14 protein-coding genes are annotated in these 21,462 nt (G+C 47.1%); 5 read left to right on the plus strand and 9 right to left on the minus strand.

The window, feature by feature from the left end:
• The 3 genes from IEV98_RS16745 to alaS all read right to left on the minus strand — a co-directional run bounded on the left by IEV98_RS16745 (window position 1) and on the right by alaS (window position 4,523).
• The gene (locus IEV98_RS16745; RefSeq protein ID WP_188507162.1) at window positions 1-687 is read right to left on the minus strand and encodes a response regulator transcription factor; all 687 of its coding nucleotides are present in this window, start codon (window positions 685-687) and stop codon (window positions 1-3) included.
• 100 nt (window positions 688-787) lie between these two features.
• Complete coding sequence (locus IEV98_RS16750) at window positions 788-1,888, minus strand: TlpA disulfide reductase family protein (RefSeq protein ID WP_188507163.1); 1,101 nt, start codon at window positions 1,886-1,888, stop codon at window positions 788-790.
• On the minus strand, window positions 1,878-4,523 hold the full coding sequence (gene alaS, locus IEV98_RS16755) for an alanine--tRNA ligase (RefSeq protein WP_188507164.1): 2,646 nt from the start codon (window positions 4,521-4,523) through the stop codon (window positions 1,878-1,880). The genes IEV98_RS16750 and alaS overlap by 11 nt, the downstream gene beginning before the upstream one ends.
• 239 nt (window positions 4,524-4,762) lie before the next feature.
• On the opposite strand from alaS, the gene IEV98_RS16760 reads away from it, so the two are divergent.
• From IEV98_RS16760 to IEV98_RS16775, 4 genes are all read left to right on the plus strand, one after another.
• Window positions 4,763-5,377, plus strand: coding sequence for a transcriptional regulator (locus tag IEV98_RS16760; RefSeq protein WP_188507165.1), 615 nt, complete (start codon window positions 4,763-4,765; stop codon window positions 5,375-5,377).
• Window positions 5,374-6,114, plus strand: coding sequence for a DUF3307 domain-containing protein (locus IEV98_RS16765; RefSeq protein WP_188507166.1), 741 nt, complete (start codon window positions 5,374-5,376; stop codon window positions 6,112-6,114). The genes IEV98_RS16760 and IEV98_RS16765 overlap by 4 nt, the downstream gene beginning before the upstream one ends.
• 64 nt (window positions 6,115-6,178) lie before the next feature.
• Entirely contained in the window at window positions 6,179-7,501 is a 1,323-nt protein-coding gene (locus tag IEV98_RS16770; RefSeq protein WP_188507167.1) for an OmpA family protein, read from the plus strand.
• 148 nt (window positions 7,502-7,649) lie between these two features.
• The gene (locus IEV98_RS16775; RefSeq protein ID WP_188507168.1) at window positions 7,650-9,422 is read left to right on the plus strand and encodes a DEAD/DEAH box helicase; all 1,773 of its coding nucleotides are present in this window, start codon (window positions 7,650-7,652) and stop codon (window positions 9,420-9,422) included.
• Window positions 9,423-9,510: 88 nt separating this feature from the next.
• On the opposite strand, the gene IEV98_RS16780 is transcribed toward IEV98_RS16775, so the two are convergent.
• The 6 genes from IEV98_RS16780 to IEV98_RS16805 all read right to left on the minus strand — a co-directional run bounded on the left by IEV98_RS16780 (window position 9,511) and on the right by IEV98_RS16805 (window position 20,238).
• Window positions 9,511-10,959, minus strand: coding sequence for an MFS transporter (locus IEV98_RS16780; protein WP_188507169.1), 1,449 nt, complete (start codon window positions 10,957-10,959; stop codon window positions 9,511-9,513).
• 135 nt (window positions 10,960-11,094) lie between these two features.
• A complete protein-coding gene (uxaC, locus tag IEV98_RS16785; protein WP_188507170.1) occupies window positions 11,095-12,501 on the minus strand; it encodes a glucuronate isomerase in 1,407 nt (468 codons plus the stop codon).
• A gap of 110 nt (window positions 12,502-12,611) precedes the next feature.
• Window positions 12,612-13,685, minus strand: a complete 1,074-nt coding sequence (locus IEV98_RS16790; RefSeq protein ID WP_188507171.1) for a DUF6807 domain-containing protein — start codon at window positions 13,683-13,685, stop codon at window positions 12,612-12,614.
• A 10-nt stretch (window positions 13,686-13,695) separates the two neighbouring features.
• Window positions 13,696-15,036 carry a Gfo/Idh/MocA family protein gene (locus tag IEV98_RS16795; RefSeq protein WP_188507172.1) on the minus strand — a complete coding sequence of 447 codons (1,341 nt, stop codon included), beginning with the start codon at window positions 15,034-15,036 and terminating at the stop codon, window positions 13,696-13,698.
• A 173-nt stretch (window positions 15,037-15,209) separates the two neighbouring features.
• A complete protein-coding gene (locus tag IEV98_RS16800) occupies window positions 15,210-17,117 on the minus strand; it encodes a RagB/SusD family nutrient uptake outer membrane protein (RefSeq protein WP_188507173.1) in 1,908 nt (635 codons plus the stop codon).
• Between the two features lie 19 nt (window positions 17,118-17,136).
• A complete protein-coding gene (locus tag IEV98_RS16805; RefSeq protein WP_188507174.1) occupies window positions 17,137-20,238 on the minus strand; it encodes a SusC/RagA family TonB-linked outer membrane protein in 3,102 nt (1,033 codons plus the stop codon).
• Between the two features lie 191 nt (window positions 20,239-20,429).
• Here IEV98_RS16805 and IEV98_RS16810 point away from each other — a divergent pair, with 191 nt between their 5' ends.
• Entirely contained in the window at window positions 20,430-21,437 is a 1,008-nt protein-coding gene (locus IEV98_RS16810) for a LacI family DNA-binding transcriptional regulator (RefSeq protein ID WP_188507175.1), read from the plus strand.
• Window positions 21,438-21,462: the final 25 nt, after the last annotated feature.

The following is a 21,462-nucleotide window of genomic DNA, read 5'->3' on the forward strand; positions in this document are numbered from 1 at the left end:
TTAAGCTTCGAATTTATATCCCACGCCTTTTACGGTAGAAACGTAGTTTTCGCCAATTTTTTCGCGCAACTTGCGGATATGCACATCGATGGTACGATTGGTCACTACCACCGAATCCTCCCAGATGTTTTTGAGAATAACCTCACGGGTATAGACTTTACCCGGCCGGGATGCCAATAAATAAAGCAATTCAAACTCTTTTTTGGCCAGCACAATCTTTTCACCGTTCTTGAAAACCAAAAACGCCTCCCGATCAATAACAAGGTCCAGAACTTCCAGCTTTTCATCGACGGGATCTTCACTTTGAGCATTCCGGCGGAGGATCGCATTGATACGGCTTAGCAATGCACGCGGCTTGATGGGCTTAGCGATATAATCATCTGCGCCGACATTGAATCCCGCAATCTCGGAATATTCTTCGCTACGCGCCGTAAGGAACACCATAAATGTACTTTTGAATTCCGGCATGGCCCGCATAATACGGCAGGCCTCAATTCCATCCATCTTGGGCATCATTACATCAAGAATAATCAAATCCGGCATGATCTTCTTGGCCGTGGTTACGGCCTCCTGCCCATTGGATGCAGTATGCACTTGATAACCTTCGCGTTTGAGGTTATAGGCAATCAACTCTACAATGTCCGGTTCATCGTCTACGACCAGTATCTTTTGTTTTGCGGTGCTCATGGCGTTATTTTTTGCTAAAATATGTACTTAATGACAACAAAAGGTTAAACCAAAATTAACAAATCATTAAACCGCATCATTCATTAACACAAAGAAAGTACTAATCCAACGTTTCCTTCAAAAAAGCCTCTAAGTCAGCTCCCCTTAAATTTTTGGCGATGATTATGCCTTGGGGATCCAACAGGTATGACATCGGGATAGCTTGTATGCGATACAATCCGACCACTTCACTCCCCCATTGCTGCAAATCAGAAACGTGAGTCCATTCCAACTGGTCATCCTTGATGGCCCGCATCCACGAGCCTGGATTACCATCCAGTGATACACCCAATACGGTAAACCCCTTGTCCTTATACGTATGATACTGTTTTACAATATTGGGATTCTCCTCGCGGCAAGGCACACACCAAGAAGCCCAGAAATCCACCAAGGTGTATTTGCCCCTGAAATCGGAAAGTTTGACCTGTTGATTGTTTGGCGTAAGGGATTCAAAGTCGGGCGCCGGCTGACCTATAGCCAACCTTTTCAAGCGCCCCATCTCTTCCAAAAATTCCCGCACACGCGCATTATCATCCCACCGTCCGGCAATACGATCAGCATACGCTACCAGCTCCGCTTCCGCAAGTTCGGTGTCCAACGTACTCATCGCATAGAATCCGGCTAAGTCATCATGCTGATCGGCGAAGCGCACCACCGCTTCCGTATACTCCTGCATCCGTTGGCGATACTGTTGTAAAAATTGCTGCCGCAGGGTAATCAACGCGGTATCGCCCAGCCCGGACGACTGGCGCGCAAACGATTCTTGCAGTTCCAACTGAAATCGATCCTTCTCAGCAATGTCGTTGGCGAAGCTTTTTATTTTATCTGACAGCGGTGAACCAGCTACTTCGTAAGAACTACTCGGTTGCACAAGGTCAGCATGGAACGAAATTCGATCACCTGCCTGTAGGATAACGTGATATTTGTTATTCCCCGCTTCCAAGGTGAGTAATCGGGGATGCGTAGCGGCCCGCACAAACTTGAACTTGCCTTGCTCATTGAGGTAAACGGAATCCAACTTCCGGTCACCTTCATAGAGTGCCACGGTACGTATGCTTCCTTTGTTGGCAATCTGCCCGTCAATCGTAAATTCCTGATTGCTTGCGCAAGACGAGAACAACAGGATAGTCCACCCTACAATGATTATTAATCTATTCGACATTTTCAGTAAGCTTTGTATGGCTTTGCACATATTCCTTTGCCTTAACCAGCGCCTTCTCCAGACCACCTGCGTCTTTGCCGCCTGCCGTAGCATAGAAAGGCTGTCCGCCACCACCGCCCTGTATTTCTTTCGCCAACTCCCGCACAATTGCCCCCGCATCCCATCCTCGTTGCTTCACCAGGTTGTCCGAAATGACTACAGTGAGCCCCGGCTTTCCATTAATTTCTGCAGCCAATACGAGGAAAAGGTTTTCGATGGACCCTTTCAACGCATACGCCAGTGTTTTTACTGCATCAGCTGTCGGCAACTCCACCTGTGCGAATATGGCTTTGATGCCATTGACGTCCATAGCCTTGTCTACCAATTGGCCTTTTAACTGAAGCGCTTTACCGGCCATAGTCCGCTCTACCTCCTTCTTCAAGGAAGTATTCTCTTCCAACAGCCTGTTGAGTGCCGACACAAAATCTTTGGGATTATTCAGCAATTCCCTTATATTGTTGACAATCCCCACTTGTTCCTGGATAAACTGTTCGGCCTTCTTTCCGGTAATTGCCTCTACGCGCCTTACCCCGGCAGCCACCGCGCTCTCGGAGGTGATTTTAAAAAATCCGATTTGCCCGGTTGCATGTACATGCGTACCTCCGCACAGTTCCTTAGAGAAGCCGTCGTCAAAAGTGATGACACGCACCTGATCTCCATATTTTTCACCAAATAGTGCCGTTACCCCGGCATCGATAGCCTGCTGGAACGGTACCTCGCGCGCTTCTTCCAATGGAATGTTCTCACGGACCTTGGCGTTGACGATGCGCTCGATCTGAGCCAGTTCTTCATCGCTAACTTTCGCAAAATGTGCAAAATCGAACCGCAAGTGATCCGCATTCACCAATGAACCTTTTTGGCTCACGTGGTCACCGAGCACTTGCCTGAGCGCTGCGTGCAGCAAATGGGTTGCTGAATGGTTGCCTTCGGTATCACGCCGTTTAGCCGCATCGACTTTTGCTACAAAAGTCCCTCCGATTTCCTTGGGCAGCGTTTGTGTATAATGCACAATCAATCCGTTCTCCCTTTTGGTGTCTATGATGGCTACCTGTTCGCCGTGGTGTTTTGAAATCAATACCCCGGTATCACCTACTTGCCCACCGCCTTCCGCGTAGAATGGTGTCACAGCCAACACCAGTTGATATGCGTTTTTGCCTTTCGCGCTGACTTTCCGATATTTGATGATCTCGGTTTCGCTTTCTAATCCATCATACCCCACGAAATCCACCGTTTCCGTACCCTGCAAAACGACCCAGTCATCCGTATCGACGGCTGTTGCTGCACGTGAGCGGCTTTTCTGCGTTTCCAAGGCCTGTTGAAATCCCACCATGTCTACGTTAAGGGTCTTTTCCTTTGCCAGCAACTCCGTCAGATCAATCGGAAAACCAAAGGTATCGTAGAGTTCAAATGCGAATTCTCCGGCTATCGTTTGATGTTCGGCCGCATAGGCCTCAAAGCGCTGAACTCCGGTTACGAGCGTGCGCAGGAAGGACTGCTCTTCTTCCAACACAACCTTCTGGACAAAATCCTGTTGAGCTATCAATTCATTGAAAACTCCCTTAAATTGCTCGGCCAGCAATGGCACCAGCTTATGCAAAAAAGGTTCTTTGAGCTGGAGGAATGTATAGGCATAGCGAACAGCGCGCCGCAAGATACGGCGAATTACATATCCTGCTTTATTGTTGGATGGCAGTTGGCCATCAGCGATAGCAAAGCTGATTGCCCGGATATGGTCGGCCATCACCCGCATGGCAATATCGGTTTGTTCGTCATGTCCGTACCGCACTCCAGCTTTTTCGGCGATAAAGCCAATGATGGGCTGGAACACATCCGTATCGTAATTGGAAGCCTTGCCTTGGATAACGCGTACTAACCGCTCGAAACCCATGCCAGTGTCTACGTGTTTGGCAGGCAGCGGCTTCAGCGAACCATCCTTCTGCCGGTTGAACTGCATAAAGACAAGATTCCATATTTCGATAACCTGCGGATGATCTGCATTAACCAACATGCTACCATCCACCGCATTGCGTTCGGCATCGGGGCGACAATCCACATGGATTTCCGAGCACGGGCCACACGGCCCTGTATCACCCATTTCCCAAAAATTATCCTTTTTATTGCCAAGCAGGATACGCTCTTCTGCAATGAGTCCCTTCCAAAAACCGTAGGCTTCTTCATCCTTAGGCAAACCATCCACATCATCCCCTTCGAAAACAGTCACATAAAGCCGGTCTTTATCCAATTTATAGACTTCGGTAAGCAGCTCCCAGCCCCATGCGATCGCCTCCTTTTTGAAATAGTCACCAAAACTCCAGTTGCCCAGCATCTCGAATAGCGTATGGTGATAAGTATCGATGCCCACTTCCTCCAGGTCGTTGTGCTTTCCAGACACCCGAAGACAACGTTGGGTATCTGCCACGCGCGGATATGTTGCTCGCGCATCCCCCAAAAAGATGTCTTTGAACTGATTCATACCCGCATTGGTAAACATTAATGTGGGATCATTCTTAACCACCACCGGTGCTGATGGTACAATTTGGTGGCCTTTATCTTCGAAGAAAGCCAGAAAGGCTTCGCGGATTTCCCTGCTTGTCATTGAAACAAAAATGCGTTTGATATCTCGCGCAAACTTAGTCAAATTTGCCTGCATTTGCAATTAACCCCTATGTTTACATCGTCGCAACAGCTTTACGATTATCGACTTAATATCTGTTTATAGGCAGATAAATACAAATATCTGCTCTAGGGCAGATATTTTAAAATATCTGTTTGTAGGCAGATAAATTTGCTTTATCTGATTCGGTTTAGTATTTTTGCAAGACTAATAGCTCTACCATGATAGGCGTCATAACCGGTGACATCGTAAATTCCCGAAAGGTTGCCAATCCTAATGAATGGTTGTCAAAATTAAAGATCGCCTTTGATGGAATCGGTGCTACACCCAAAACATGGGAGGTCATCCGCGGTGATAGTTTTCAGGTGGAAATCACACCGGCCGACGACACGCTTTGGAAAGCACTGTATATCAAAGCGCTTATCAAAAGCATAGCCGGATTGGATGTGCGTATGGCCATCGGAATTGGCACAAAGACCCACGATGCCCCAAAAATCAGCGAAGCGAATGGCGAGGCCTTCGTCCGATCCGGAAGACTATTTGACCAATTGAAAAAAAACACACTGGCCATAAAGTCACCTTGGCAAAACCTCGATAGGGCCATCAATATGTGCTTGGAGCTCGCATTACTGACGATGGATCGCTGGACTCCCAACTCAGCCGAGATCATGGTGCTTTCGATGGAAAACCCAGGAAAAACCCAATTTGAACTGGGTAACATCTTAAAAATCAGTCAAGGTCGCGTCAGCGAGCGACAGCAACGCGCAGGATACGAAGAAATCGTTAAAATGGAGGCCTATTTCAGGGAATTGGTGCAACAAAAAGCAAACGGATGACATTGTTTTTAACACTCCTACTCGCGCATATCATTGGGGATTTCTGGTTCCAGCCAGATAGCTGGGTAGTGGACAAGCAGCGCCATAAGCACAAATCAAGAAGGCTCTATATCCACATCCTTATCCATGCAGCGTTATTAGCCGTATTCCTGGGTTTCAATGTCGCCTATTGGGTAGGCTTTGCTGTTATCGTCGTATCCCATTACCTGATCGATTTGGCTAAGCTCTACGCAGAAGACAGCAAACACGCGCTCTATTATTTTTTAGTCGACCAAGCACTTCACGTAGCAATACTGGGTGCCGTTGCCCATCAATATGAGCCATTCAGTTTTTTATGGGCCGATGTCGTTTCAACCTCCAATTTACTTTTCGCCACTGCATTGGCGTTCGTCATCTTCGTTCCTGCTGTACTAATCAGGATGTTAATTGCCCAATGGCGGCCGGAGACCAAAGACAAACAATCCGGCGCACTATTCAAGGATGAGGAATCGCTGATCAGAGCAGGTCGGTTCATCGGGATACTGGAACGCCTATTTGTATTCCTATTCATCGTTATCGGCCACTGGGAGGCAGTTGGCTTCCTACTGGCTGCAAAATCCATCTTCAGATTTGGCGATTTGCGGCAGGGAAAAGATCGCAAACTGACCGAATATGTGTTGATTGGCACCTTGCTAAGCTTTGGTATTGCTATACTCATCGCACTAGCATATTTACAGTTGGCAACGACATTAAAGTAAAACTGGCTCGTTAATTGCATGAACGCTTTCCAAATCAAACATATTGCACAAACAAATACGAATAATGAAAATGAACCTGAGAAAAACAGGATTGCTTGCAGCAGCAGGGATCCTATCCGCCACCCAATTGGTTGCGCAGACACCCACCGTCAACGAGGTAAAACCCTTTGCACCCGAAACCGAATACCGGACATGGTCCGTGGGAGCACACATCGGTTTGTTGAATCAATCCAATCTGATCGGTTTACGTCGCAGATTTGACAAAGTAGAGCACAATTTTGGGTACGGTCTATACGTGAAAAGACAAATCCTGCCCGGTTTTGGCGTCCAAGCCGAGTATCTAGGCGGAAAAGTGGCCGGCGCTTACGAGGATAACAACAATACATTCGAAACCAAGATGCCTTGGTCCTTAGCTTTATCGGCCAACGTCACCTTAGCCAACATCAACTGGCGGCACCACCAGGGCATCATCAAGCCGTATCTGAACGTCGGGATCGGCGCACTTGGTTTTGAACCGACAGCGGAGATTAATGGATCATCGACAACCTATGAACAAACCACGGAGCTCTTCGTTCCTGGCGGGGTTGGGCTGAAGTTTGCCGTTACCAATGATATTGCCATCGATTTGGGCTACCGGCTTAATCTCGTACAATCGGCAAATTTTGACGGCGTAAGCACGGGTGGTTCCAAAGATATTTTTTCATATACCCACCTCGGCGTCGAATTTGCATTGGGAGACAAGCGCAAACCATTCTTAGGCAATAGCAATCCGGTATCCGGCATGCAAAAGGAATATCAAGCGCATTACGATGAAATACTTGCACAAAAGGCAGCTTTAGAAGCTCAAAAGGCTGAGAACGAAAAGCTGCAAGCACAAGTCGAACGGCTCTTCGCGGACCTTGCGGATGACGACGGGGACGGCGTAGCCAATCGATATGACAAATGCCCCGATACACCCGAGAAAACGAAAGTGGACGGAACCGGCTGCCCATTACCTGAACCCAAGGCCCCCGTTGTTCAAAAAATTGTCGTTACCGATGAAGATCGCCGGGTAGTAGACGAGGCCATCCAAAACCTAGAGTTCGATCTAGGAAAAGCCACCATCCGTCCAACCTCGCACGTCAGCCTCAATAAGGTTGCAGCATTGCTCATCGAGAAAAATTTCAGTCTCAAATTGGCCGGACATACCGACAATACCGGATCCATGCAAACCAACATGCGGCTTTCAAAAGAACGGGCAGAAGCGGTAAAAGCTTACTTGGTAAGCAAAGGTGCAAACCAGTCACGCATCGAAGCCACAGGTTATGGACCTACCCAGCCGATAGCAACCAATAATACGGCAGCAGGCCGTCAAGAAAACCGCAGGGTGGAATTTACGCTGTATTAAGCCAAAAATAAAGCAAAGACCAAAAAATAAAAGGCCGCGCAGCTTGTGCGCGGCCTTTTATTTTTTTCTATTTGGTTTTGAATTTCAATTAATTAACCATACCTTTGCACCGCCTTAGGCAATAGTGCCTATTGTATATAAAATATTCATGAACCCATTTATTGAATTGGGAATCCGTCATGATATTGTTAATGCCATCACAGAGTTAGGGTTTGAAAGCCCCACTCCTATCCAGGAACAAGCCGTTCCCGTATTACTTGCAGGCAGCAACGATTTTGTCGGATTAGCCCAAACTGGTACCGGCAAAACCGCAGCTTTTGGTCTGCCATTGTTAGAATTATTGGACTTTTCGCAAAAACACCCACAGGCATTGATTCTTTGCCCTACGCGTGAGCTGTGCTTGCAAATATCCAAAGACATCGAGAAGTACGCAAAAAATCTCCCTGATGCACATGTTGTGGCCGTTTACGGTGGTGCAAACATCAGTGATCAATTGCGTCAGATTCGCCGTGGCGTGCAAATTGTCGTTGCTACCCCCGGCCGTATGCTCGATATCATTGGACGTAAGGCCATCGACTTTTCTAATGTACGTTACGTGGTATTGGATGAAGCTGACGAAATGCTCAATATGGGCTTTCAGGAAGACATCAACAATATTCTGTCTACCACTCCCGAAGAGAAAAAGACCTGGTTGTTCTCAGCCACCATGCCCGCTGAAGTTCGCCGGATTGCGAAAAAATACATGACCGATCCGTTCGAACTGACCATGGGCACCAAAAACACGGGCAATGCCAACATCGAGCATCACTATTATGTGATCCGTGCCCGCGACAAGTATGCCGCGTTCAAACGGATCGTCGATTCCAATCCCGAGATTTTCGGTATCGTATTCTGCCGCACCAAAATCGAGACCCAGGAAATTGCCGAGTCGCTAATCAAAGACGGCTACAATGCAGATTCATTGCACGGCGACCTTTCACAACAACAACGTGATAAGGTAATGAAACGCTACCGCGAACGAAGCTTGCAGTTACTCATTGCTACGGACGTAGCCGCACGTGGTATCGACGTGAATGACGTGACACACGTCATCAACTATTCATTGCCCGATGAGCTCGAAAATTATACCCACCGTAGCGGCCGTACGGCTCGGGCCGGAAAAACGGGTATTTCCATTTCGCTGATCAACCTGAAAGAGCTGGGCAAGATTCGCCAGATCGAAAAGGTAATCGGCAAATCATTTGTAAAAATGGAAGTACCAAACGGTGAGGCAGTCGTTGAAAAGCAGCTCTTCGCACTCATCAACAAGGTGCATGATGTAGCTGTCAACGATAGTCACATTGATCCCTACTTGCCTAAAATCATGGAAAGTTTCGGTGATTTGAGTAAAGAAGAGATCATCAAGCGATTTGCATCATTGGAGTTCAACCGCTTTCTGGAGTATTACCAAAATGCACCTGACCTCAATGTAGACCCCAGCGAAGCACGCGGCGGTATGGATCGCAAAGGGAAATCAGACCGCTTCGGTCGCGACAGCTACAAATCGGATTATACCCGCCTGTTTATCAACCTCGGTTCAGTGGATGATTTCACCCGCGGGGATATCTTGGGCTATATTTGCAATACCACGCGGATTAGTGGCAAAGCTATCGGCAAAATCGATCTAAAGGGCGTATATACATTCTTTGAGGTTGAAAACACGTCTGTGGATAAAGTGTTCAGCGGATTCCAGAATATCGATTTTAACGGTCGTACGGTGCGTGTGGAAAATGCAGGCGAAGGACATAGTGAGGGCCGTGGAGAAAAGCGCGGTCGGTCATTCCGTAACGGCGGAGGTGAAAGCGGTGGTCGGCGTAGACGTGACGGCGGTGGCGGCTTCCGCGAATTCTCAGGAAGGCGCCGGGAAAAGAGCGGTTGGTAAATCAACAGTGCTCCCCATAAAAATAGAAAATCCTTTAGCAAAGCAATGCTAAAGGATTTTTTTATGCCTCTTCGGCTATCATCGATCGTCAATCGATATCCGTGATTGGAGAATAGTGAGGCACCAATGACTTCATAATAAACCATCCAATTAAATAAGAAACTGCACAGATGGAAAAAATAATGAAGTATCCGGATTCAATTCCTGTGAATCCCATGAATTTCATGTTGGTATCTACAGAATAATCGAACAGCATCCCCGAACCTTTGTTAATCAAGAACGCTCCAACTCCTCCCGCCATGCCGCCGATTCCTGTAATGGTGGCAATACTCGATCTCGGAAACATATCACCGATCGTCGAAAAAATATTGGCTGACCAAGCTTGGTGCGCAGCCCCAGCAATACCGATAATGATCACGGGAATCCACACCGAAATGTGTCCTAAAGGCTGCGCAAGCAATGTCAATAACGGAAAAAATGCAAAGATAAGCATCGACTTCATGCGGCCTGCGTAGGGATTCATCCCCTGCTTGTCTACAAAATAGGTAGGCAACCAGCCCCCGATGATCGATAAGAGGGTGAGCGCATACAGTACAAATATATGCCACGCACTTTCCGTCGAATCCAGGCTATATACCGAACTTAAATAGGCTGGTGTCCAAAACAGGAAAAACCACCAAACGCCATCGGTCATGAACTTACCGGCTGCGAAGGCCCATGTTTGCCTATACTTGAACGCCTGTGCAAACGACATTTTCCTTCGCACGGCGACTGATCCATCAGCTGGAATCTGGCTCCTATCGTTCTCGTCATCCTGTTGGATATATGCCAATTCAGCAGCATTTACTTTTGGATGCGCGTGCGGTTTGTTATACATAAATATCCAAAAGCCCATCCACACGAATCCCAATGCACCGATGATAATAAAAGATGCTTCCCAACCGTAAGCTGCCGCAATGAACGGAATAGTCAGCGGTGCCGCCAACGCGCCTACCGTAGCGCCTGCATTGAAGATGCTCGTAGCAAACCCACGGTCTTTTTTTGGGAAAAATTCCGCAGTTGCCTTGATCGCGGCCGGGAAGTTACCTGATTCACCGATGGCCAGCACAATCCGTGCAAAAATAAACAGGGTTACGCTTACCGACACCACGCGACTTACATCGCCTACCGTTCCGATGATTTCCTTTGCTTCTTCAAAACCAACGAACCAACGGCCCGTCAAGATCCCAGATGTAGCGATTCCGCAATACGCATGTATACATGCACCGACCGACCAAACACCAATTGACCACAAAAACCCTCGCTTGGTGTCCATCCAGTCAACTAATCTGCCCGCAAACAGCATGGAACCGGCGTAGACAATCGAAAAAACAGCAGTGATATTTCCGTAATCGTTGTTTCGCCAATGAAATTCGGGAACGATGAAATCCTTCCAGGTCAGGGATAGAACTTGCCGATCGAGATAATTAATGGTCGTTGCAAAAAATAACAAGGCACAAATACTCCATCGATAGTTACTTAACGGTTGAGATTTCATAATATAAGTATCAAAAGTGATTAGATTTATATCGCGTAAACGTTTACGCCATCCAAATATAGAAAGACTCGTCGAATTGCCGGCTTTTATCGCTAGAAATTCTGCGAAATCGTTTTCGTTACGATTGGAGGTCGGTTACGTCTTCCAACCGAAATAGGCATTGGCATTGTTATAGCAGATGTCTTGGATAACCTGACCTACCCATTCCGTATCATTCGGTAATTCGCCGTTTTCCATCTCCGTACCGAAAAGATCGCATAGCAATCTCCTGAAATACTCATGCCTGGGAAAGGATAGAAAGCTCCTGGAATCGGTGATCATCCCCAAGAACCGGCTTAGCAACCCCATGTTGGACAGCGCATTGATCTGTCTGGTCATTCCGTCTTTCTGGTCAAGAAACCACCATGCCGTTCCAAACTGGATCTTCCCGGCCACCGATCCGTCATTGAAATTCCCGACCATCGTGGCCATCAGCTCATTGTCCGCTGGGTTGAGGTTGTATAGAATGGTTTTTGCCAATTGATCCTTGCTGTCTAACTTATCCAAAAACTTGGAAAGCGCGCTGCCTTGGCGGAAATCGCCGATGGAATCCCAGCCTGTATCCGGCCCGAGCTTATGCATCATCCGCGAATTATTGTTCCTTAAGGCACCTAGGTGATATTGCTGTACCCAGCCCTTTTCGGCGTCCCATTGCGCAAAAAGAAGCAGCATCGCCGACTTGAACTGACGATGCTCCATATCCGACACGACGTTTCCGGCCAATGCCTTTTTAAAAATGCGCCCAATCTCTTCCTCGGTATAATCCACCACATATATTTCCTCTAGCCCGTGGTCGGACACCTTGCATCCCATAGCGGCAAAAAAATCGTGCCGCGTCTTGAGTGCAGCGACGAAATCGGCAAATGTCGTGACCGACCTGCCGGAAACAGCCGCCAAGGTGGCTACATACGCCGCAAAGACTGCGGGTTTACCCAGGTTCATGGCCGCATCCGGCCGGAAAGCAGGGAATACAGGAATCTCATAGCCTTCATCTTGCAATTGTTGGTGGTAACCCAAGTTATCCAACGGATCGTCCGTCGTGCAGATGACACGCACATTCATACGCTGCAACAATCCCCGTACACGGTATGCTGGCGACTGCAGCTTTTCTCGAGTTTCGTCAAATATCCGGTCGGCTGTTTCCGGAGTCAGCAGATCGGTTATCCCAAAATAACGTTGTAATTCGAGGTGCGTCCAATGGTACAATGGATTCCGCAACGTATAGGGAACTGTCTCCGCCCATTTGCGGAACTTCTCGCGGTCTGGACGATCGCCGGTGATAAAGCTTTCGTCAATACCATTCGTCCGCATGGCCCGCCATTTATAATGATCTCCATTTAGCCATACTTGGGTAATATTCTCAAATCGGGTATTCTCAGCAATCTGTTGCGGAGGCAGGTGACAGTGGTAGTCGATGATGGGCATCTTTGCCGCATAATCGTGATACAATAGCTGCGCTGTCTTTGTATTTAGTAAAAAGTGTTCGTCTAAAAATTTTTTCATTTTGTATATATGCCCTTCGGCTATCAGCGTTCGATTATCAATTCACGATAATTTAATTGCACAGCCGCTGCTGGCAACGGCTGTGCAATTGGAAAAAATGGGTCGATCTACTATTGACCGTTGAATTCCGTAAACCGATCATTGATGGCGGCAGCGTCCAATTTGCTCCCGCTATGGATTAAGACCTTATACCTAAACCGGGTGGATGCACCGCTATCCAACTTGAAATCCAGCACATCCTTACCTCCACTGAGCTCCTTTTGTCCCAGAGGATTGGCCGCAAACAGCCCATAGCCGCGGGCATGCCAATAGGTAGGATATCCTGGATTGCCGGAATGGTCGAGGATGACGAGCGATACGTCCTCCCCTTCGATGGTACCATTGAGGGTCACCCATTTTCCGCGGGTCCCCCAGACGTCATCACCCTCAATACCTTCGCTGCTCACGTAATGTCCGGTAACTCCCTCGTTATTAGCTTGGGCCACCTCGGTCACAATCCCGTTGGCATCGGTAAATTTGGCCGGTTGATCGGAGGGATGCTCAAGTTCCCGGGCCAGACGTATTCCCAGTACCCCCTCTTTGTTGTCCTTTAGCGATACATCTTTCAGTGCCGTTAATTTGATATCCAGTGCGACGGATGTGCTACTATCATCCGCTACATGAAAAGTATATCGGGTGTCTTCCCTTAGCAGGCTATCGCCTTGTGGGCTCAGCCAGAACTTCGTGACATCAAGTATGCCGGTATCACCGTTGCTTTCGGTTTCATTGACAGCTGAATGATGGATACTCCCATAACCCATCCGCTTTTCGGCCGGGATGGTCGTTGAGTTATTCCAGAAGTCAAGCCCGTTTACGTCGCCGTAATTGAACCATAATCCAATATGGTGCGGATGGTCTGTCCGCTCGTTTGCCCGGGGTTGCACAGGCCAGCCACGTGTAACAAAATGACCGCCCTTAGTACGTAAGGGGAACAAAACCGGCTTTTTCAAACTATCGGCATAGCAATACGCTGTATAAGGTTGCCCATCGAGCAGTATGTCAATGCTCTTGCTCTCAGGATGTTCTACGAATGAAAACCGGTCGGATTGTTCCCCTTCCCGCTCCTGCCCCGATTGCGATTGCCCACAGCCCATAAAGGCCGCGGATAGCGCAAGAGCTCCCATTAAAATAGTTGTCGTTTTCATTTTACGAATCTTAAGAAACCACCACTTCTTGTTTTGCGTCATCAAATGTTACCCGTTTGCCGGTTTCATAAGCGGTGCGTCCCATAATATTGGCTAAAGAGTGGTTGTATCCGGCCACGACATCTGCATTGGGCTTTTTCCGGTTCCGCACACACTCCATCCAGTTCAGCATATGCAAAGAAGTCATTGGGTCGCTACCTGTATTGGCCGATGTTTCCATTTTGGCAGCGTTCGAAAGGGTAAACGGTTCGAGCAGATTTTCTTTCATTCCCATGTCAGCTGCCGACCGCTGGCTCAGCCCGCCTTCCGCAGTCACTTCGTTCGTATCCAAGTTCAACGAACCTGCATTTGAGAAGTATAATTCCTTTACACCACCCGCCGAGTTGGTAAACCGCGACGAATACAATACCTGAAATCCCTTTGAATCGCCTTCAGGACCGTAGTCCATCACAGCCGTCAGCGTATCCGGGTTGGTGCGCCCATCGTTCCACTGATAAATCCCTCCATTGGCGACTACGCTACGCGGGTGCGGCAGGTCGGTAAACCAGTGTACTGTATCAATCTGGTGCGCCATCCATTGGCCGAAAATGCCGGATGAATACGGCCAGAACAACCGGTATTCGAGGTAGAACCGTGGATTCCAGGCCACTTTGGGGCGATTCATCAGGAACCGATCCCAGTCGGTATCTTGTTGACGGATTTCTTTGGTGAGTTCGGGCAGGCGCCAACGGCCAGGCTGGTTTACATTCCAGGTCATATCCACCATTTTGATATCCCCGAATTTACCCGACCGGATGTATTCGTTCGCTGCAATATAATTAGGGGCGCTGCGACGCTGCGATCCAACCTGCAGGATTTTGCCGGTCTCTTCCACCGCTTTCCGCACTATTTTGGCATCTTCCAATGTCTCAGCCAATGGCTTTTCTACGTACACATCTTTTCCGTGCCGTACGGCATCGGCAGCAATTAGCGCGTGTTGAAAATCCGCCGTACTGATAATGACCGCATCCACATCGGTCCGCGGAAAAAGTTCATCATTGTTCCGGTATTTCGCAAGTTCTATACCTGCCTTTTCCTTTGCATAAGCGTAGGCCTCGTCACGACGCCTGTTCCACAGGTCCGAAACCGCCACAAACTCAAAATTCTGAGCCTTTGCATGGTTCATAAAGGCAGGGAACAGCGAGCTTCTGAACCGGTTTGAAAACCCGACGATGCCCACACGTACGCGGTCATTGGCTCCAATAATCCGTGCATAGCTTTTTGCGCTGAACCCCATAGCGGATAATCCGACGACGCCGGCTCCCACCGAAGCCTGCTTGATAAATTCTCGACGAGAAGTTGTTGATTTCATCTTTATTTGATTTTATAATTGTGACTATTATGATATTAATGGTCAAAATACAGGATCGCTTAACCACACGAATACAATGATACCGCAATCTTTCAAGCCGAAGAAAGAATTCGACCGTTTTTTTTGCGCAATCGTTACCGAAACGTTTGCAGAACCTGCTAGCGCCTAAATTTCTAAATATCCTCGCGATAATTCGGATTTTGCAACAGTTGAGGAGCCTTTTGCCGTTCAGTGGTTGTGATTGGCAGCCAGTAAACCGCATTTGTCATCATATTGTTTGGCATGGCCTGATTATATTTCCATGTTGTTGTAACTGTAGCGGGCGTTTTCCTGTTATCTGTTACTTCCATAATATCGACACCATATTGTGGTAGGGTCATTGTTTCGGCCATAATTACCCACCGTCTTATGTCAAACCACCGTGATTCTTCGCCATACAGTTCAATTTTTCGTTCATGCCTTAATGCGTCTCTCAATTCCTCGTCCGTTGCCTTGGTGTTGGGGAGGAGTACGCGGTTTCTGAAAAAATTCACCCATTCTCTCGTCTCCTCATATTCACCCAACTCCCAGCACGCTTCTGCGTAACCAAGCACCACTTCGGTATACCGCATATATGGCCAAATGTTGAAATTATAATCCGTGCTACCAGTCACCCCCTGCTGTACCCATTTCATCGTCAAATAGCCAACGTAGTTGCCGTTGCCCGCTACAATCGGACCGTTACGCGTATCCAAACCATAGACAGCCGTTTCCGACCCATCCGCTTTGATCGTCACCCGCGTACGTCTATCATAAATACCTAGAGGATCCCTAAGTTTCAAACTCGATGGCCGAGGCTCTATATCATAGATGGCACTATCATACAAAACATTCGCGTAAAACCTCGCTTCACGGTTATGATAGGGATTATCGCTATCAAAACCCGTGAGCGCTGGCTTATTTTTCATATACCTGCCGGTGTTTGCGCCTTCGGCCACCTCTTCAATATAATAATGATCAAAGAAATTAGTACCGTCTTCCATTTCATACTCATCCACCATCCGTTGCAGCGGTGCATTTCTTCCATAAAGCCCGTCATACCCATTTGGTCCGTCTATCTGGTTAGTACGATGCCGTGTGCCCAAAGCCTGATCAAACATTTTAGCAAAAATAAATTCGCCGTCGGCAGGAGTAGCACTATTGCCCGTCAACGCCCTATAGTTTTGTGCTACCGTAGCCTTATCGCCGCCCGATGCCCCGAAATCGGCCAAGGTCAACGACGAACCGGAAAGTTCCATTAAAGCCTTCGCAGCATTTTTTGCAGCTGTCCATAATGCTATCCTATCGGGATTTACATAGCGAACGAGTGCATTGTCGTTACTTATATTTATACCCGAAACATCCCCGGCTGTGAGATCACTCGCGGCAAATAATAACATTCTTGCTTTAAGTGCCAAAGCGGCTTCTTTACACGCCCTACCTAATTCTTGTTCCGATTTGAGTGGTAAAAGAGCGGCGGCGGCATCACAATCTGCGACGATAAAATTAACGGTTTCTTCAAAAGTAGCCCGGGTAATTGCCGAAAAGTCATCGTTTAATTTGGCGGCTTTATCCAATAACGTTAGACCTCCGTAGCTGCGGGCCATGTTACAATAATTAAATGCTCGCAAAAACAACGCTTCTCCTTTTAAAACGTCTGTTTTCGCTTTTACATCGGCCTGTTGTGCTGAAGGATAGGTTTCCGCAATGCCATCAATTTTCTCAAGAAATTGATTGATGCGTTGTACCTGTTCGAATTGCGACCATCGATAGGGCTCCATAAAATGATTGCCAAGCGACGCGTCCGGAGACATCGTACCATCCAAGGGGGCGGTCGTGCTGGCACCTCTCCCAAATATTGCTTCATCAGTGAAGTTACTTCCTTTAACACTCTGAAAACCATGGCCAAGGCCATCATAGCAATAATTCAGATAAGAACTTGCAAGTTCAGGACTAGACCATACGATATCATCAGAATATTGATCCAAGGGGGCTTTGTCCAGAATATTTTTGTTACATGCAGTAGCAAAAAACAAGAAGGCAACTATAACATATTGTTTCATAACTTTGCTATTTATTCAGTTAAAAAGACACCCTTGCACCCAATGCCAGCACCCTCGTAGTGGGGTAAGTAGAGACCGAAGATACTTCTGGATCTGTTCCTACTGCATTTTTGTTATACAAGAAAAATAAATTTTTACCCGTAACGTATACGCTTGCTCCTTTGAGCCTTACTGATTTCAATTGATTTTCGGTAAAATTGTAGGAAAGCTCCACGCTTTTGAGTCGGGCAAAGGCCATATTGTAATAATCAAAACTGGATAAATAAGCATCCTTCCTCCAGTATTCCTCTACCCGTTCAAATGCTCTATGCATCGTTGCATCTGTGTTAGACTCCGTCCATCGATCATCTGCGTAATATTGAAAGTAATTGCCAAAGGTCCCCATATATATAAAATCGCCCTCCGTCTCCGCAATCCGTCGCCAGTTGTTTCCGACACCTTGCACCAATGCCTGCAGTTGAATATTTCCATACCGCACAGACACATTAACTCCAAAGGTTATTTCTGGATCCCCATTAAGGTTATAAACGGTCCGGTCGGCTTCCGTAATTTCGCCGTCTCCATTATAATCTGCCAATATCACATCCCCCGCTCGTGCCCCCGGAACATGTGGTGTGGAATTGACGTGTTCTGCATCACGGTATATCCCGATTGCCTTATACTGCAAAAATGCAGATGTGGGATGCCCGGTTAGCCGCTGCCAGTCATAAGAAACGGCTGGTTCATCATACTCTATAATTTTATTACGTGCAAATGAAAATATACCCGTTACCGCATAGTCAAACTTTGTCGATTTACTTCGATACCCCAATGTTGCGTCAAAGCCTTTGCTCGATACAATTCCAAAATTCTCGTCCGGTAAAGACAATCCCGTAAAATCCGGCACGGAGGCATTACGGGCCACTAGAATGTCCGTACGTTTTTGATAGAAAGCATCGATGTCGAATCTGATTTTACTATCAAGCATGAAAGATTCAAACCCTACATTGAAGACATTCGCAACTTCCCAGGTTATATTGGGATTAGGCTCCCCAACTTGATACAAGCTTGTCTGATAACCCCTCGATGGCCCGAATGTTTGTCCATCACCTGTTGCATACATGGTCAGATACTGAAACGGGAGTATAGCGTCGTTCCCTAACTGCCCCCATGAAGCTTTTAACTTAAAATAATTGATTGCCTGGATATTGTTCTGCCAGAAATCTTCGCTTGAGGCGGTCCACCCTAACAGCACACTCGGGAAATTCCCCCAGCGACCGGCATCTTTGGAAAACCGCAGCGAACCATCTCGTCGAAAAGTAAATTCAAACAGGTATTTACTGTCATAATTATAGGCAAGTCTTCCAAAATAGTTTAGCCGTGCATCTACGCCTACAGACGAGGAATTACTCATCTCTTCAGTGGATCCAAAATTCAGATAAGGCAGGGCTACTGTTTGAAAACCTCTGCGATATGCCGTGATCCCCTTGTCTAAGTAATCCATACTTTCAACAGCAGCAAATGTGCTTATGGAGTGTTTGTCAAAAGATTTGTCGTAATTTATCTTCAAACTGTTCGTTACTCTTCGTGAATCGCTGTATGTATCCTCTACCCTCGGATCGGCTATTTCAGCTCTAATTTGTGGGGTGAGAAATGCCTGGCCATTTTGGCTACCATCATTTCCGGCAGCTAAATAGGCGTCTTTATCCAAAAAATATAACGTCGCCAGATCCTGTACATATTTCTGTACGCCGAAGAGCATATCGTACGAGTAGTTGCCAATTACAGATAGTCCATCCACCCACGGAATTTTTACCGTGGCGGTTAGCATATTCTGACTCGTGTAACGCTTATTATCCGTATAGCCTGTTTTGCTCGCATCCGTATCGGTTACCGGTTGCTGAGCCTTTTCAATATCAGGCCCGGGTTCACCGGTTGGCCAGATAGCGGTGGATACAGGCAGATTTCGGATAATACTGGTAAACTCCGTATTGTACGGGTCCATTATATTGGATTGAGTCCCTGCTACATTCAGGTTGAGTGTGATGTACTCATTTAAGTCTGCTTGTAAATTAAGTCTATAATTATACCGATGATGAGATGAGGACCCGGATCTATAAATCCCATCATCCTTCATCGCACCGAATCCGCCGTAATATTTAATATCTTTGGACCCGCCTGATACCCTAAAATTATATTGATCACTCTTCGAATAGTCTTTTATCACCGTACTGAACCAATCGGTGTTCGGATGCGTCCATGGATAATTACCCGATTTGAACTTTTCAACATCTTCGGCTGAATACGCCATATTTTCTTCAGAAATACCCCTGTAGGATTGCACTTCCCGTACCATTGTGGCATACGTCGTAGCATCCGTCATCTTTGGAAGTAAAGATGCCGATGACCATCCTGAGTAGAAATCGAATTCGAACCTTGGCGGACTTTCTTTTCCTGATTTTGTAGTGACAAGTATTACCCCATTCGCAGCACGGGAGCCGTAAATTCCGGCCGAAGCGTCCTTTAAAACAGAGAGACTTTCGATATCCCCGGGCGCTATGGAATTAAGGTCCCGCCCAGGAATGCCATCAATAACGACGAGAACGGCAGTATTGTCATAAGAATTACCGATAGTTGAAGTTCCTCTGATACTTAATGATGCATTATCGGCTCCGGGACGCCCGCTTGACTGTGCAACGAATAGTCCGGGCACACGGCCGCTCAATGCACTGGAAACATTGGGAGACGGTGTGGCAGTAATCTCTTCAGGTGACAAGGTTGAAACGGAACCTATCACGTTAACCTTTTTCTGAACTCCATAGCCTACAACTATTGCCTCTTCCATCTCTGTGGCCTGTCCGGTTAGCTCAACGTTAATGATTGCCCTGTTCTCAACGGCAATCTCTTGGGTCGTCATTCCGATAAATGAAAATAGCAAGACTGAATTTTCTGGAACATTGGAAAGCGAATAGTTTCCCTCGTTGTCGGTAACTGTTGAAATTGATGTGCCTTTTACGGTCACCGTGGCACCTGTAAGTGAAACCCCGGAGGGATCCGTTACCTTGCCTGAAATAATAGCCTGACCAGTCGCATGAAAAACAACGAACAAAAGCAAAACATTAAAAAATAATACTTTCCTCATAATCATAGATGTTAAATTGGACGCTTTTATGCTGAGGGCATATACTAGCTCATATAAGAGCAATGATAACGACAATAATTAATTGTAGAACTGACTTTACCTCAAAATATCTACGCAATCGATACCGGTAACGATTGCGAAACCTGTATTTCACTGAAATTTCTATATTTGTCTTCTAGCAAAATTAAATCGTGTTCAAACCCATCACTATAAAAGATATTGCACAAGCATTGGATCTTTCCCCTTCCACGGTATCACGCGCACTTAGTGACAGCTATGAAATCAACGAGGAAACCAAAAAGCGCGTCATCGAATATGCAGAGCAGCATAGTTATCGCCGCAACCCGATGGCGTCCAGCCTACGGCATGGGCGTAGCTATTCCATCGGAGTGATTGTGTGTGAGGTTGCAAACAGCTTCTTTTCCCAAGCGATTGACGGGATTGAATCGGTAGCATATGGAAAGGGGTATCACGTTATTATTTCGCAAAGTCATGATGCTTACGAGCGCGAAGTCGTGAATATCCAACACCTGGCCAATCGTGCGGTCGATGGCTTACTCATTTCGATGTCTGCTGAAACAAAAGATTTTTCGCACATCATAACCCTTCACGAACAAGGCTTACCCATTGTGTTTTTTGACCGTATTATCGATGTCTTTGATACCCATACGGTCACGTCAGATAACAAAAAGGGTGCGCAGAAAGCCACGCAGTCGCTCATCGACCGTGGTTTTAAAAAAATCGCACACCTAGCCAATGCCCCGCACCTATCCATTACTGCCGAACGGCTGGAAGGGTTTGAATCCGCTTTGCGGGCCAATAATATACCGCTCAACGAATCGCTTATCCGCTATTGCCATCACGGGGGGCGGATTCAACGAGAAGTTGAAGAGGCCGTGCGCTACTTTCTCGACCTCGATGAAAGGCCAGATGCTATTTTTGTGGCAAGTGATCGCCTAAGTATGGGCTGCTTGAGTGCTTATAACAAACTGGCACCAAAAGCCGAACATCCCGCAATTGCGGGCTTTTCCAATTCGGATGTGCTTGACCTCTTGCAACCCGGATTCACATGTATCCGGCAACCTGCCATTGAAATGGGCCGGGTTGCCATGGAGATGCTCATCCAACTGATCGAAAGCAGATATCCTGTGTACGAATTCGAAAATACCGTATTGGAAACGGAATTGATTTCACGCTAGACGGGATACAACACCTACACCTATT

The organism is Parapedobacter pyrenivorans (genome assembly GCF_014636865.1).
Lineage (GTDB): Bacteria > Bacteroidota > Bacteroidia > Sphingobacteriales > Sphingobacteriaceae > Parapedobacter > Parapedobacter pyrenivorans.

Excerpts from the sequence above, each read along its gene's own strand:
- IEV98_RS16780 (WP_188507169.1), bottom strand. The coding sequence starts at position 10,959 with ATGAAATCTCAACCGTTAAGTAACTATCGATGGAGTATTTGTGCCTTG.
- uxaC (WP_188507170.1), bottom strand. The coding sequence starts at position 12,501 with ATGAAAAAATTTTTAGACGAACACTTTTTACTAAATACAAAGACAGCG.
- IEV98_RS16765 (WP_188507166.1), top strand. The coding sequence starts at position 5,374 with ATGACATTGTTTTTAACACTCCTACTCGCGCATATCATTGGGGATTTC.
- IEV98_RS16800 (WP_188507173.1), bottom strand. The coding sequence starts at position 17,117 with ATGAAACAATATGTTATAGTTGCCTTCTTGTTTTTTGCTACTGCATGT.
- IEV98_RS16790 (WP_188507171.1), bottom strand. The coding sequence starts at position 13,685 with ATGAAAACGACAACTATTTTAATGGGAGCTCTTGCGCTATCCGCGGCC.
- IEV98_RS16770 (WP_188507167.1), top strand. The coding sequence starts at position 6,179 with ATGAAAATGAACCTGAGAAAAACAGGATTGCTTGCAGCAGCAGGGATC.
- IEV98_RS16745 (WP_188507162.1), bottom strand. The coding sequence starts at position 687 with ATGAGCACCGCAAAACAAAAGATACTGGTCGTAGACGATGAACCGGAC.
- IEV98_RS16805 (WP_188507174.1), bottom strand. The coding sequence starts at position 20,238 with ATGAGGAAAGTATTATTTTTTAATGTTTTGCTTTTGTTCGTTGTTTTT.
- IEV98_RS16750 (WP_188507163.1), bottom strand. The coding sequence starts at position 1,888 with ATGTCGAATAGATTAATAATCATTGTAGGGTGGACTATCCTGTTGTTC.
- alaS (WP_188507164.1), bottom strand. The coding sequence starts at position 4,523 with ATGACAAGCAGGGAAATCCGCGAAGCCTTTCTGGCTTTCTTCGAAGAT.
- IEV98_RS16795 (WP_188507172.1), bottom strand. The coding sequence starts at position 15,036 with ATGAAATCAACAACTTCTCGTCGAGAATTTATCAAGCAGGCTTCGGTG.
- IEV98_RS16760 (WP_188507165.1), top strand. The coding sequence starts at position 4,763 with ATGATAGGCGTCATAACCGGTGACATCGTAAATTCCCGAAAGGTTGCC.
- IEV98_RS16775 (WP_188507168.1), top strand. The coding sequence starts at position 7,650 with ATGAACCCATTTATTGAATTGGGAATCCGTCATGATATTGTTAATGCC.